This window comes from Sphingomonas sp. ERG5 (genome assembly GCF_000803065.1).
Lineage (GTDB): Bacteria > Pseudomonadota > Alphaproteobacteria > Sphingomonadales > Sphingomonadaceae > Sphingomonas.
On the sequence record NZ_JSXI01000074.1, the window covers coordinates 17,374 to 30,635 of the forward strand.

The window sequence follows — 13,262 nt, forward strand, 5'->3', positions numbered from 1 at the left end:
GGCTATCGCGTACAACGCCTCTTGCCGACCTTCAGGTCGAACAGGCGAGGCCCGGGAAAGTCCCGGGCCTTCCCGACCACGCGGACATTGACCGAACACCGGCCGCTGCTCGCCTGATAGCTGTCGTCGGCAACATATTTGACGCTGTCGATCGGGGCGTCTCGAAGCTCGCGCGCGACGTCCTGGCTTTCCAGTATCGCACCAATCTCCCGCGCCCGCTGCCAGTAAGGCGGAAGCGCAGCCTGCGCCGCGATGGGGATCATGAACAACAGGGCGACGGACATTCTCGAAAAGCTTCTGATCAAGACCATGACATCCTCCTGAACCAGCGTGACGAACCGCGTCGACACAAAGCATTGGATGCGCGCAACACATGGTAAACACAAGGTTAAGTCGTCCCGCCCCGGCACGTTCGAAATCAGGGGGTAGCGACGCGCGCCACTTTGCAGGACAGAGTGGCGGATGAACTGGCGAATCCCCCTGACCGCGCGCCGCAAAGCCCTGGGCATCCAGTTGATCGCGCCCTTGCTGTTCGGCGCCGCGCTGTTTGTCGGCGGGTTCGGACTGATCGCCGCGCAGCCGCCAACGACCAATGCCGCGCCGCGGACCATCGCCGCGATACCACCCTCGCCCGTCCAGGCGCCGTCGCAGGCACCGTCTCTCATCAAGGCGTCGATGCCGGCCCCTGCGCCAGCCCCTGCGCCGATCGACACCCACTTCGTCGTGAAGCGCATCCTGTCGGTGCCCGGCCCAATGCACCAGGGCGATTCCTATTGGGACGAGAGCGGCGCGCCGTCGGATGGCCAGATGGTCGTCACCATCGACCTCGCGGCACAGACCCTGTCGGTGTTCCGCGCCGGCTATGAGATCGGCACTGCGGTGATCATCTATGGCGATGAGGGAACGCCGACCCCACTCGGTATCTTCCCGATCACGCAGAAGGACGCCGACCATGTGTCCAACCTGTATGACGCGCCGATGCCGTACATGCTGCGCATGACCAATGACGGCATCTCGATCCATGGCAGCAAGGTCGGCGACGGCTATGTCACGCATGGCTGTGTCGGCATCCCGATCGCTTTCGCCAAGAAGCTGTTCGGCGTGGTCAAGCTTGGCGACAAGGTCATCGTCACACGCGGGGAAATGCTCAACCTGGGCGACGCGATCACTGCTGCCTAAGCCCCGCTCCGGGCAATCCGACTTGTTGCGAGCAATGGACGAGCATCGCCATCACTTCGATTCAAGGGGCTGCGAGAGTCAGATATTGCGGATCTTCGAAAGAGGTGAGGAATGGAGCACCCGGTCGCCGAATTCGCCGACGATGGAAGGGTGGAACGGGAACCGGGCTATGACGAACTGGGCAGGGTGAAGCACCGCTGGCCCGACAGCGAAACGCAAGTCAATTCGCGAACCGAATATGCCGCTTCATTCCCCGCGAAATACCGCCTCGATATTATTGCCGTCCGGATCGAGGACGAAGCCGGCATAATAGCCCGCCGGATACCCGCCGGCACGAAGCCCGGGCGCGCCATTGTCCTGACCACCCGCCTCGATCGCGGCGGCGTGGAACGCGTGCACTTCGTCCTGGCTCAAGGCTCGAAAGGCCATATGCTGCTTCACGCCATGCGGGTGAAAGACGTCGATCCAGAAGATCGGATAGGTGGCGCCATACCCAACGCCGCCAATCTCGGCGCTGTCGCCATCGGCCAGCTCACCCATGGTCGTGATGCGAATGATCGGCCGGATCCCCAACGCGCCGAGCGCCGCATCGTAAAATGCCGCCGAGCGTCCGATATCGGCCACCCCGATGCCGGTATGATCAATGCGCCAGTCGTCCATATCGGCCATCCTCGGTCTCCGATCCCAGCTGCGGTGCCGGCGCTCCCTAGAACCCCGCCTGCGATAGTTGCGCCCGCAAGTTCTGCAACTCGCGCTCCCGCACCGGCGGCAAATCGCGCGCGGGTTTACCCTTGCGCAAGCGTTCGCGATCCTTGTCCGATGGCTCGACCAGGCGCACGCGCACCGGCGCCTGCCCCTGGACCTTCATCCCCAGCGATTCCGCGGCGCCGCGTGACAGGTCGATGATGCGTGGCCCGCGCACGAACGGCCCACGATCATTGACTCGCACGATGATCCGCCGCCCGGTGTCGAGCGCGGTCACCTCGACATAGCTGGGCAACGGCAGGGTCGTGTGCGCGGCAGTCACCCAGCCAGGCTGGAAACGCTCGCCATTGGCGGTGCGGTTGCCCGACTCCGATCCGTACCAGCTCGCATAACCGAGCATGTCATAACGCGGATCCGCCGCGGGCACATAAGTCGTACCGCGTACCTGATAGGGCTGTCCGATCTTGACCGGCATGTCGCTCACCGGGCGGAAGTTGCCGCCACCGCAGGCCGACAACAGCAGAACGACCACCAGCCCGCACCCGATCCGCGTCGTCTGAAATCCCCGCATGCCCGCTACCCTAGAGGCGGGGCACGAAGGCATAAAGTCTCGATATCGGCATTCGGCCCGCTCAAAGCACCCGTTCGGCCGATCCGCGCCGCATTGACGATCGGCGCCGTTCATCCACTTATGGCCAGGACGGCACACCGCCGTGAGGCGGGACCATGAAGCGAAGCAGAAAGCCGTGGATGCTGATGATCTGCGCCCTGCTGGCCGGTCTGGTGCTGTGCTGGCTGGCCGGATCGACCCTGTCGCGCGGACACTCATCCCCGGTCACTCCCGCCAGCAACCCTGCATCCGATCTGACCATCAGGACACAGGATGGCTTGTCGATCGCGGCGACCTTCCGGCCGGGCCGGGCCGCGCAATCACCGGGCATATTGCTGCTGCACGGCGTAAACGCCTCGCGTGCCGCGACCGATGCGAACGCCGCGTGGCTGGCGCGGCTCGGTTATGCCACCCTGACCATCGATTTTCGCGGCCATGGCCAATCCAGTATGGCCCCACGCAGTTTCGGGTTGAACGAAGCGCTTGACGCACGGGCCGCTTTCATCTGGCTGAAACGCCATCAACACGGCGCGCGGGTCGGTATCATCGGCATTTCGCTCGGCGGTGCGGCGAGCCTGATCGGCACCGCCGGCCCGATCCCGGCCGATGCGCTGGTGCTTCAGGCCGTCTATCCGGATATTCGCCATGCCATCCATAACCGCATCGCGGCACGGCTGACGCGCGGGCCAGCCTATCTGCTCGAACCCCTGCTCAGCTTTCAGGCACCTTTACGGTATGGTGTCTGGCCCTCGCGCCTGTCTCCGCTCGAGGCGTTGAGGCGCTATCCCGGTCCAGTATTGGTGATCGGCGGTATCGAGGACCGATCCACACCGCCTGACGAGAGCCGGGCAATGGCCGCCGCTCCGCCCGGTAAGCATTGGCTGTGGCTCGTCGCTCATGGCGACCATGGCGAAATCTGCGCGCTTGCCGACGCGCGCTATCGAGGCCGTATCGCCACTTTCATGCGTCGGACAATCGGTCCCCCGGCGTGAGGTCGCCGACCTTCACTCCCCGTCGGCACCACCGCGCCGCACGGACAGGAAGTCTTCCACCCAGCGCTCGATCGCTTCATGCGCGGTCGGACTGAGGCCAACGAATGACTGAAACAGGTCAGCGGGATTGCCCGTGCGGTGCACCAGACCAAGATCGACAAGGCGATTGAGCCAGCGCAGCGCCGTGCTCGGCGGCACCGCGGCGGCATCGCAAGCACCCACCGCGCTGACACACCGGCCTTCGAGCTGCGACACGTAAAGATCGAGCAGCATATCCCAGGCGGGCTCAGCGAAAAGCTCCGCCGGCAGCAGCGCGCTACGCCCGCGTCTGGCGCGCAGATAATTGCGCACGGTGATCAGATGATCGGAAGCCATAGGATCGGGGTCCAGATGATCCGGGAGCCTGGCGTTGAACAATTCGGCGCCGGGTCGATGCGTCGTATCGGCCAGGAGAGGAAGATCAGCGCAGGGCGTTACGGCCCGGGTCGTCGTCCCGTGCCAGGCCATGGGGCTGCCCATATTGTAGTGCCGCGGCTGCGGGTCGGAAGCACTCATCGGCGTCGCTCCCCTCTACCACTCGCCCGGTCATTGTTCGCCCGGTCATTGTTCGCCCTGTCGTTGCTCGCGCAATGCGTGCAGCCCGTCGGTCGATCATGACCCCGGCGACCATCACCAGCAGCATCGGCAGGCTCCAGAAGGACTGCATGGCAAAATACAGCATCGGCTTCAGCTGGACCGGCGCCGCGATCGTCGCCAGGTGCGTCGCGATGCTGCCGAGATGAAACCCGGTCATCCAGAGCGGCCAGAAGGAGCGGCTGCGCAACGCCACGAAGATCAGTGCGCCAAGCAACAACAGGTCGACGCCCAGCACCGGCAATTGCGTGTGCGACCAGGCCCGTTCGAGCTGCGACGCGGGGATACTGAGCAGCGCCGCCGCGATGATGAACAGCGAAATCCATCGTCCATCTTTCCCGCCGGCAATGCAGGCATAGCCGCAGCTGGCGAATAACAGGATCGTAAATAATTGGCTCACCATCGCCTTGCCCCAACACCGCCGTCACGAACGCGTCAAGACGGCGGCGTCGGACCTGGGGTCAGGCGACCGTCGACGATGCCAGCTCGGCCATTGGCGCGGAGCCGTCGCGACCGGTCAGCTTGCTGGGCGCGCCCCAGCAGCCGAAGCCGACCGTGGCGAGATTGCTCTGGCGCTGGATCACGATCATCTGACCATGAGCATTCACCATGTCGCGACGCCCCGCCAGCATCTTGTCGAAACCGGCACTGAGCGATTCAAGCAGCTTCTGCTTGGCGCGAGGATGCAACTCGGATGTCGCCGTTCCTTCCAGCATCGATGCAGCCACCCGGGCGCTGCTCAGCAGCGCGTCGTCGGTGGCGTGGAACACGGCAACCATGTCGCTCGAAATGACGCGGCCTGCGGCTTCGGTTAAAAAGGTCATGAGTATCTCCTCGCGCCGGAACACGGCACGTTGATGAAAATGCGGACGAATTGAGTAATCCGATGATCAGGAAAGCGCTTCGAAGCTCATCCTGATGATCATGATGCAGGCAACAAAGGCGAGCACCGCAAAGAAAGCGATCCGTGCGACCGCCAACAACCGTTGCGAACTGGTCAGGTCATTGTCTCTACCCCCAATGGGAGGGACCAGCCGCGACATTATGCCCTGCCAGCCCCGATGTTGCTGGGGCAATGGATCGACAACAAATGGCGGAACGGCAAGGGTTTGCGGCTGCCTAGGCAGTTGCTGCCCAGAGGAATCGTCCGTCTCGGCGGCCATTGTCACGGGCGCGTTCCGCATGAACAGCCGCGCGGCCTCGGCACGGCTTCCCGCACCGAGCGCCTGCGTCGCCGCCAGCAGATGATTGTCGACGGTCGAATAGGAAATGCCGAGCTCCCGCCCGATTTCCTTCGAAGTATAGCCTTGCGCCACCAGCCGCAGGCAATCCTTCTGACGCAGCGTCAACCTGTCGAAACGCGATTCCGGCATCCCCAGCTAATGCTCCCCTTCCCCACGCGCCGTTAATCAGGCGGAAGGCGCGGTTAGGCAAGGTCAAAGGTGGAGAGAATGAGTATGGATTGCGATCCGCTGCCCGACTCGATTCACATCGCCGGATCAGCGCGCTCGACGCGCGCCGCGCTGGCGAGCCCATCAGCACTCGTCATAACAAGGTCAGTTGGAATAATAAGGCTGGATATCCGGAGTCGGCGTAACAAACGTCGCGGAAATCTCGCTCTCCAGCGTATCGGCAGCCATTTGCAGATAGCAAGCCACGACACCCACATCCAACGTGTCGCATATGGACAACAAGCGATCGATTTCCGCTTTCAGGTTAAGATGATCGGGACTTGCCCCGGAAAACTTTGTCATGTCTCCGCATAATCCGGTTGGCCTAGTGGTCCAATCACTATTTGATCCGGTTCGGTTTCGACATTTATGTTCATCAATCGGGACAGAAAACGCATCATGCACTGGCCCCGCAACGATCGATCCGACAGCTTAGCCGAGACCTGCCTGACATCCATCTCGATGCGAACGGATCGCAATATCGTCACCCATGTCGCTTTCCGCTTCACCCGCCCCCGAAACACTTTAGAATAGCCAGCAGGAGGATAATCATGGGCATTCTGGATTTTCTGTCTAAGCAGTTCATCGACGTCATCGACTGGACCGAGCAACCCGGCGATCTGGCAATCCGCTATCCCGCGCAGGATCGCGAGATTCAGAACGGCGCGCAGCTTACGGTACGCGAGGGTCAGAAGGCGTTCTTCTATAACGAAGGCAAGATCGCGGATGTGTTCGAACCCGGGCTGCACACGCTCGACACGTCGAACCTGCCAATCCTCACCGCCCTGCTCAACTGGGACAAGGGCTTCGCCTCGCCGTTCAAGTCGGACCTGTATTTCTTCACCACCAGGGAACAGGCCGGGCTGAAATGGGGCACGGCGCAACCCATCACGGTGCGCGACGCGGAGTTCGGGCCGCTGCGCATCCGCGCCTTTGGCAGCTATTCCTTCCGGCTCGACAATATCGCGGTGTTCGCGGCAAAGCTGATGGGCACGCTGGAGAAACTGACCGTCACCGACGTCGAGCCGCAACTGCGCGGCGCGATCGCCACGGCGCTCGCCTCCGGGCTGGGCGGTGGGAGCACGGCGTTCATCGATCTTGCGGCTGATCAGGCAGCGCTGTCGGAACGCCTCAAGGCCGCCGTCGCTCCGGCATTCGAGGCCTGGGGCCTGACCTGCTGCACCTTCTTCGTCGAAAGCCTGTCCCTGCCGGACAATGTGCAGGAATATCTCGACAAGGCGAGCTCGATGCGCGTGGTCGGCGACCTCGACCGCTATGTGAAGTTCCAGACCGCCGATGCGATCGGCATCGCCGCCGCACAATCGGGCGGCGTGGCCGGGATTGGCGCGGGCGCCGCGGCGGGCCTGGCGATCGGCCAGAGCATGGCAGGTGGCCTGGGCCAGGGTGGCGGCGGCGCGGCCAGCGCCGGCGAGGATCCCTATGCGACGATCCAGAAGCTTCACGGCCTGCTCGTCGCAGGCGCAATCACGCAGGAAGAGTTCGACGGCAAAAAGGCGGCGCTGCTGGCCAAGATCGGCTGAGGCGTGCTCGACGCGACCTGTCCCAGTTGCGGCGCGGCGATCCATTTCCGGACCGCCGACCTGCCCGCCAAAGTGTGCGACTATTGCCGCAGCCTGGTGATGCGCAACGGCGACCAGCTCGAGGCGATCGGCACGGTCGCCGAGGTGCCGGAGGATGTCAGCCCGTTGCGCATCGGCACGCGCGGCAGTGACGGCGGGATGGGCTTCGAGCTGATCGGGCGGGTACGCTGGCGCTGGAGCGATGGCGGCTGGAACGAATGGCTCGCTTTGTTCGACGACGGCTCCTCGGCCTGGCTCAGTGAGGCGATGGGCCGCTACATGCTGCTGCGTGCGGTCGAACATGGCGCCACCAGGACCGAAGCGGTCAAACGGCTGCGCGAGGGGCAGAAGGTCAGCCTCGGCACCAAGGCAATAATCGACGGCATCGAGTACCGCGTGACCGATATCAAGGACGTGACCTGCGTCGCCAGCGAAGGCGAGTTGCCATTCCGCGCGCCGGCCGGACTCAAGATCGTCAGCGTCGACCTGATGGCTGGCGATGGACACTGCGCGAGCCTGCAGAAGGAGGATGGCGACGTCAGCGTCTATGCCGGACGCTATGTCTCGCTCGCCGAGCTGCGCGCAACCGGTCTGCGCGCGTTCGACGGCTGGCCAATGCCGCAATACGCCGCATGACCGACGCCACTCCCGAATCTCCGTGGGTCGCGGCCAAGACCGTGCGAGCCTTGTCCTGCACCAATTGCGGCGGCACGATTGCGCTGCGTGCGGCGGGCATCACCGTATCGCTGGTGTGCGAGCATTGCGGCACCACGCTCGATGCGACCGACCCGGCGCTGCGCATCATCACCCGCGCCTCCGAGGCGATGAAGCGGCCGGAAATCCCGCTCGGCACGCGCGGCGAACTATGCGGGACGACCTGGGAAGTGGTCGGCTATCTCGAACGCTGGGACGGCGAGACCGGCTGGGGCGAATATCTGCTGTTCAATCCCTATCGCGGCTACGCCTTTCTGGTCGATGACGGGCGGCGCTTCAGTATCGGCGTGCTGCTGGACCGGTTGCCCGGGCGCGGCGGCGGGACCATGGCGGTGTCGCTCAACGATCAGCTCTATACCCGCTTCGGCTCGACTTATGGCACCTGGGTGCAGTTCGTGGTCGGCGAATTCTACTGGCGTGTCGCGGTCGAAGAACATGTGCTGGTGACCGATTTCGTTCGCCCTGGCACGATGCTGTCGAGCGAGGAGAATGAGGGCGAGCGGACCTGGACGAGGCTTGATCTGCTCGATCGTGGCGAGGCGGAGGGGGCGTTCGGGTTGCCCCGTCGTCCGGTCGACAATGGCGGTACGCCCGCACCGCACGAGCCTTCGCCATATCGCAACCAGATGATCGAGGCGCTGATCATCGGCCTGATCGCGATCGGCACGCTGTTGGTGATCGCGATCGGAGCGAGCTGGACCAGCACAGTGACCAGCGCTGAAATCTCGGTTCAGCTCGATGGCGCGGCCACCACCAAGGTGATCGGGCCGGTCGAACTGCCTGCAAAGCGCAGCGCAGTCGGCATCAAGGCCGATGTGCCGCAACTCGACAATAGCTGGATCGACCTGGATTATTCGCTGGTCGATCGGCGCACGCAGCAGAGCTTCGATGTCTATGCGACAGCGGAAAGCTATCAGGGTAGCGATAGCGACGGTCCGTGGAGCGAGGGCAACAACCGGCCCGGCACACAACTGTCGAGCATTCCGGGTGGTTCCTACGAACTGGTGGTCGAGGCAACCGGGCATCGCTGGCAGGCGAGCAGCAGCAACAATGGGCCGACGCCAATCTTCGCACAGCCGGAGAGCATTCCGGTCCGCATTACGGTCGAGCGTGGCGGCGTGTTCGGCGGCAATGTCGTGCTGGCGCTGATCCTGCTGCTGCTCTGGCCCGTCATCGCCACGTTCAAACACTGGAATTTCAAACGCCGGCGCATGGCACCGGTCACGGTATCGGGGGATGACGAATGAGCCGCCAATCGATGCTCTATGCACTCTACAGCCTTGGCATCGTCGCCCTGTTCGTGCTTGCGTCACGCGATGGCTATTCGCCCTTCGCCGATGGCGGGGCGCGAGGCATTGGCGGCATCGGCGGCCGCTCCGGCTTTGTCGGCCCAACGCACAAGTGACGCCCATGATCATCATCCGCCTGACGCCTCAACACTCCCGCGCAAAGGAATAGCCTATGCTGTCCAGCACCGTCATTCTCGCCACCCTGCTCTATGCCGGACTCGGCCTGGTGATCTTCGTCGTCGGCTTCTGGCTGTGGGACCGGCTGACTCCGGTCGATCTGTGGGGTGAGATCTGCAAGAACCAGAATGTCGCGCTCGGCAATCTGGCCGCGGGCATCGCCATTGCCATCGCTATCATCATCGGGGCGGCGATTCATGGGTGATGGCGATTGGTTTTATCGCCAACCGAAGAGGAGTTGCTTCCCCGGCGAAGGCCGGGGTCCAGCTGGAATGAAAGAAGCAATGGAACGCAGCGGCAGTTACCGTCTGTCTCGCGACTGGGCCCCGGCCTTCGCCGGGGAAGGTCAAGAATGATGGATGATGCCAGCCATGGATGAGGGCGCGAGCCCCTCGCCGCCGCCCATGACAAACCGCCTCGGCGCCGCCCTGCTCGTCTCGGCGTTCGTCGTCGCCACCTGCGGGCTGATCTACGAACTGCTTGCCGGGACGTTGGCCAGCTATCTGCTCGGCGACAGCGTCACGCAATTCTCGATCGTCATCGGCACCTATCTGTTCGCGATGGGCATCGGATCGTGGTGCTCGCGCTATGTCCGCGACAATGAACTCGCAGTGTTCGTGCGGGTCGAGATTCTGATTGCGGCGATCGGCGGGGCGTCGGCGGCGGTGCTGTTTCTGCTGTTCGATCGCGTCGCCGATTTCCGCATCCCGCTCTACGGTCTGGTGCTGGTGATCGGTGCGCTGGTCGGCTTGGAAATCCCGCTGCTGATGCGGATCCTGAAGGACCGGCTCGAATTCGGTGACCTGGTTTCGAAGGTGCTGACCTTTGACTATGTCGGTGCGCTCGCCGCGTCGCTGCTCTTTCCGCTGCTGCTCGTGCCGCATCTCGGGCTGATGCGCACCGGTTTCCTGTTCGGCCTCGCCAATGTCGGCATCGCCATCGTGCTGATCCTGATGCTGCCCGACAAGCGCCGCTTGCGCACCGAACTGGCCGCCGCGATCCTTGTCGCGCTGGCGCTCGCCGCCGGGTTTATCGGATCGGAACGGCTGCAGCGCGCGGCCGAAGTTGCGGCCTATGGCGAGCCGATCCTCTATGCCGCCTCGACGCCCTACCAACGCGTCGTGCTGACCAAGCGCGGCGCCGATCTTCGGCTCTACCTCAACGGCAATCTGCAATTCTCTTCGCGCGACGAATATCGCTATCACGAGGCACTGGTCCATCCGGTGATGTCGCGCAGCAACAGCCCCCGCGATGTGCTGGTGCTGGGCGGCGGTGACGGACTCGCTGTGCGCGAGATTCTGAAATACCCCAGCATACGGTCGGTCACCCTGGTCGATCTCGACCCCGAGATGACCACGCTGTTCACGCACAGCGAGATGCTCGCGTCGCTCAACAATCACGCGTTCCGTTCGCCCAAGGTGCATGTGATAAACGCCGATGCGTTTCGCTGGCTGCGTGCCAATACGCGCCGCTTCGATGCGGTGCTGGTCGATTTCCCCGATCCGACCAACTTCTCGGTCGGCAAACTCTATACCGTCAGCTTCTACAAGGAGTTGACCCGTGCGCTCGCTCCAGGCGCGGTCATCAGCGTGCAAAGCACCTCGCCGCTCGTCGCGCCGCGCGCCTACTGGACCGTCGCCGCGACGCTGGAAGCAGCCGGGCTGATCACGCGCGGCTATCATGTCTATGTGCCGAGCTTCGGCGAATGGGGCTTTGTGCTTGCCTCCAACCGGCCGATCGGGCCGGCCGGCCCGTTGCCCGCCGGCCTGCGTTTCCTCACGCCGCAGACCGACCGGCTCGCGTTCGTCTTTCCGCCCGACATGGCGCGGCGCGCGGTGCCGGTGAACCGGCTCGACAACCAGGCGCTGGTCCGCGAGTTCGAGGCCGAATGGTCCGTGTACGAAGGGTGAGCGTTTCGCGCCGCACCCTGATTGCCGGATCGGTCGCCGGCGCCGCCGCGATCGGCGCGGGCGGCATTGCGTGGCAGGAGCGGGATGCGGCAATGCCCGGCGCGCTCGGCGGGGCGGATTTCGCGCGCGGCCACCGCTTGCGCGACGGTGCGACCTTCCCCGCACCGACGTCCGAAACGCGTACCGGCATCGCGATCCTCGGCGGCGGCGTCGCCGGGCTATCGGCCGCCTGGACGCTGGCCGAGGCGGGTATGACCGATTTCCGCCTGTTCGAACTCGAAGACCGCACCGGTGGCAATGCACGCGGCGGTCGCAACGACATATCGGCTTATCCGCTCGGCGCACATTATCTGCCGATCCCCAATGCCGAGACCAAAGGGGTGGTCCGCTTGCTCGAACGGCTCGGCATCATCACCGGCTGGCAGGACAGCAAGCCGCTTTACGATCCCTATCAACTCGTCTCCGATCCCGATGAGCGGCTGCTCCATCTCGGCAAATGGCAGGAGGGGTTGGTGCCGACAATTGGCCTTACCCCGGCCGACAAACATGACCTCGACGCCTTTTTCGCCGCAATGGCGTCCTATCGCGACCGGCGCGATGCACAGGGTCGCCCCGCCTTTGCGATCCCGATGGCGCTCAGTTCGCGCGACCCCGACCTGCTTGCGCTCGACACGCTCAGCTTCGCGGCCTGGCTCGATGCGAAAGGCTGGCGTTCGCCGGTGCTGCGCGGCCATGTTCGCTATGCTTGCCGCGATGATTACGGCACCGAACCAGATCAAACGTCCGCCTGGGCAGGGATCCATTATTTTGCCGCGCGACGCGAGCATTCGGCCAATGCCGGTGCCGATACCGTGCTGACCTGGCCGGAGGGCAATGCCCATCTCTCCGGGCGCATGGCGGCCCGGTTACGCAGCCATCTGACCTGTGGCCAGATCGTCCACCGCGTCCGCCCGACCGATGCAGGGGTGGAGATCGATAGCTTCGACGTCGCCGCCGGTGTCGGGCAGCGCATTCACGCAAAGGCGGCGATCCTGGCAATGCCGCACTTCGTCGCCGCGCGCGTGCTGCCGACAGGTACGGCGGATGCGAGCGGCTTCAGCTACGCGCCATGGATCGTCGCCAATGTCACGGTCGACCGCCCTCCCGCCGGCGCGGGATTCGAGCTGGCCTGGGACAATGTGTCCTGGACCAGCAAATCGCTCGGCTATGTAGTCGCCACACATCAATCGCTCGCTTCAATCAGGGGCGCGACCGTACTGACCTGGTATATGGCGATGTCCGACACGACCCCGGCCGCGGCGCGGCGCGAACTGCTCGATCGACCGCTCGATCATTGGCAGGACATCGTTCGCACTGACTTGATCGAGACAAATCCTGATCTCGAGGGGGCAATACGGCGGATCGATGTGTGGCGCTGGGGTCATGCGATGATCCGGCCCACAACGGGCTTTTTCTGGAGCGGCGCGCGCGAAAGCGCCGCCACGCCACAGCCGCCCTTGTTCTTCGCGCATTCAGATCTCAGCGGCCTGTCGCTGTTTGAGGAAGCGCATTATCGTGGCACGGTCGCGGCGCAGGATGCGATGGCGCATCTTGGCATTCCGCATACCGATCTCCTGGTCTAGGACGAACGCGTGGATTTTACCGGCACTCATCTTCTGGTCGATCTGTTCGGCTGTACCGGGCTCGACGATATCGACCGGGTCGAAATGGTTCTGCGCGACACGGTTGCGGCGGCGGGTGCGACGCTGCTTGATCTCCGCCTGCATAGCTTCGGTACCGGCCAGGGCGTGACCGGCGTCGCAATGCTGGCGGAATCACATATTTCGATCCACACTTGGCCCGAGCGCGATTATGCCGCCGCGGACATCTTCCTGTGTGGCCGCCGGCATGATCTCGATGCGGCGCTGACCGTTCTCGCTACAGGCCTGAGCGCCACGCGTTACGAGCAGCACCGCCTGGCGCGCGGATATGGCGTGGAAGCAGCGCTCTCGTGATCCCCGGGGGTGATTGAGCCGATTGAGG

Annotated in this window: 18 protein-coding genes; 10 read left to right on the forward strand and 8 right to left on the reverse strand. The window is 64.0% G+C overall.

Annotation, left to right across the window (positions count from 1 at the left end; translation table 11 throughout):
* Window positions 1-2: 2 nt before the first annotated feature.
* The gene (locus OO12_RS23325) at window positions 3-311 is read right to left on the reverse strand and encodes a hypothetical protein (protein WP_034161302.1); all 309 of its coding nucleotides are present in this window, start codon (window positions 309-311) and stop codon (window positions 3-5) included.
* 151 nt (window positions 312-462) lie between these two features.
* Between OO12_RS23325 and OO12_RS23330 the strand changes: the two genes are divergently transcribed.
* Window positions 463-1,179 (forward strand): L,D-transpeptidase family protein, encoded by a 717-nt coding sequence (locus OO12_RS23330; protein WP_052216222.1) that lies wholly within the window; start codon window positions 463-465, stop codon window positions 1,177-1,179.
* Between the two features lie 246 nt (window positions 1,180-1,425).
* Here OO12_RS23330 and OO12_RS23335 read toward each other — a convergent pair whose 3' ends face one another.
* Together OO12_RS23335 and OO12_RS23340 are read right to left on the reverse strand one after the other, a co-directional pair.
* On the reverse strand, window positions 1,426-1,848 hold the full coding sequence (locus OO12_RS23335; protein WP_235364985.1) for a VOC family protein: 423 nt from the start codon (window positions 1,846-1,848) through the stop codon (window positions 1,426-1,428).
* 37 nt (window positions 1,849-1,885) lie between these two features.
* The gene (locus OO12_RS23340; protein WP_052216223.1) at window positions 1,886-2,455 is read right to left on the reverse strand and encodes a septal ring lytic transglycosylase RlpA family protein; all 570 of its coding nucleotides are present in this window, start codon (window positions 2,453-2,455) and stop codon (window positions 1,886-1,888) included.
* Window positions 2,456-2,610: 155 nt separating this feature from the next.
* Here OO12_RS23340 and OO12_RS23345 point away from each other — a divergent pair, with 155 nt between their 5' ends.
* Window positions 2,611-3,486 (forward strand): alpha/beta hydrolase, encoded by an 876-nt coding sequence (locus OO12_RS23345; RefSeq protein WP_082006760.1) that lies wholly within the window; start codon window positions 2,611-2,613, stop codon window positions 3,484-3,486.
* Window positions 3,487-3,498: 12 nt separating this feature from the next.
* Here the strand turns inward: OO12_RS23345 and OO12_RS23350 are convergent, their stop codons facing one another.
* The 5 genes from OO12_RS23350 to OO12_RS23370 all read right to left on the reverse strand — a co-directional run bounded on the left by OO12_RS23350 (window position 3,499) and on the right by OO12_RS23370 (window position 5,873).
* Window positions 3,499-3,861 carry a MarR family winged helix-turn-helix transcriptional regulator gene (locus OO12_RS23350; RefSeq protein ID WP_052216225.1) on the reverse strand — a complete coding sequence of 121 codons (363 nt, stop codon included), beginning with the start codon at window positions 3,859-3,861 and terminating at the stop codon, window positions 3,499-3,501.
* A gap of 85 nt (window positions 3,862-3,946) precedes the next feature.
* Complete coding sequence (locus OO12_RS23355; RefSeq protein WP_152616623.1) at window positions 3,947-4,519, reverse strand: hypothetical protein; 573 nt, start codon at window positions 4,517-4,519, stop codon at window positions 3,947-3,949.
* A gap of 61 nt (window positions 4,520-4,580) precedes the next feature.
* Window positions 4,581-4,943 carry a hypothetical protein gene (locus tag OO12_RS23360; RefSeq protein ID WP_152616624.1) on the reverse strand — a complete coding sequence of 121 codons (363 nt, stop codon included), beginning with the start codon at window positions 4,941-4,943 and terminating at the stop codon, window positions 4,581-4,583.
* Between the two features lie 66 nt (window positions 4,944-5,009).
* Window positions 5,010-5,492 (reverse strand): helix-turn-helix domain-containing protein, encoded by a 483-nt coding sequence (locus OO12_RS23365; protein WP_034161174.1) that lies wholly within the window; start codon window positions 5,490-5,492, stop codon window positions 5,010-5,012.
* 183 nt (window positions 5,493-5,675) lie between these two features.
* Entirely contained in the window at window positions 5,676-5,873 is a 198-nt protein-coding gene (locus tag OO12_RS23370) for a hypothetical protein (RefSeq protein ID WP_034161175.1), read from the reverse strand.
* 248 nt (window positions 5,874-6,121) lie between these two features.
* Between OO12_RS23370 and OO12_RS23375 the strand changes: the two genes are divergently transcribed.
* The 8 genes from OO12_RS23375 (at window position 6,122) to speD (ending at window position 13,234) form a co-directional block, all read left to right on the forward strand.
* A complete protein-coding gene (locus tag OO12_RS23375; protein ID WP_034161176.1) occupies window positions 6,122-7,111 on the forward strand; it encodes an SPFH domain-containing protein in 990 nt (329 codons plus the stop codon).
* Between the two features lie 3 nt (window positions 7,112-7,114).
* Window positions 7,115-7,786 carry a DUF4178 domain-containing protein gene (locus OO12_RS23380; protein WP_034161177.1) on the forward strand — a complete coding sequence of 224 codons (672 nt, stop codon included), beginning with the start codon at window positions 7,115-7,117 and terminating at the stop codon, window positions 7,784-7,786.
* The gene (locus tag OO12_RS23385) at window positions 7,783-9,111 is read left to right on the forward strand and encodes a DUF4178 domain-containing protein (RefSeq protein WP_052216226.1); all 1,329 of its coding nucleotides are present in this window, start codon (window positions 7,783-7,785) and stop codon (window positions 9,109-9,111) included. The genes OO12_RS23380 and OO12_RS23385 overlap by 4 nt, the downstream gene beginning before the upstream one ends.
* Complete coding sequence (locus OO12_RS28960) at window positions 9,108-9,269, forward strand: hypothetical protein (RefSeq protein WP_200887547.1); 162 nt, start codon at window positions 9,108-9,110, stop codon at window positions 9,267-9,269. Before OO12_RS23385 ends, OO12_RS28960 begins: the two co-directional genes overlap by 4 nt.
* A gap of 56 nt (window positions 9,270-9,325) precedes the next feature.
* Window positions 9,326-9,535 carry a DUF350 domain-containing protein gene (locus OO12_RS23390; RefSeq protein ID WP_034161178.1) on the forward strand — a complete coding sequence of 70 codons (210 nt, stop codon included), beginning with the start codon at window positions 9,326-9,328 and terminating at the stop codon, window positions 9,533-9,535.
* A gap of 199 nt (window positions 9,536-9,734) precedes the next feature.
* Window positions 9,735-11,240 (forward strand): polyamine aminopropyltransferase, encoded by a 1,506-nt coding sequence (locus tag OO12_RS23395; RefSeq protein ID WP_152616625.1) that lies wholly within the window; start codon window positions 9,735-9,737, stop codon window positions 11,238-11,240.
* Window positions 11,219-12,862, forward strand: a complete 1,644-nt coding sequence (locus OO12_RS23400; protein WP_034161180.1) for a flavin monoamine oxidase family protein — start codon at window positions 11,219-11,221, stop codon at window positions 12,860-12,862. The genes OO12_RS23395 and OO12_RS23400 overlap by 22 nt, the downstream gene beginning before the upstream one ends.
* Window positions 12,863-12,871: 9 nt before the next feature.
* Window positions 12,872-13,234, forward strand: a complete 363-nt coding sequence (gene speD, locus OO12_RS23405; protein ID WP_034161181.1) for an adenosylmethionine decarboxylase — start codon at window positions 12,872-12,874, stop codon at window positions 13,232-13,234.
* The last annotated feature ends 28 nt before the right edge of the window (window positions 13,235-13,262 follow it).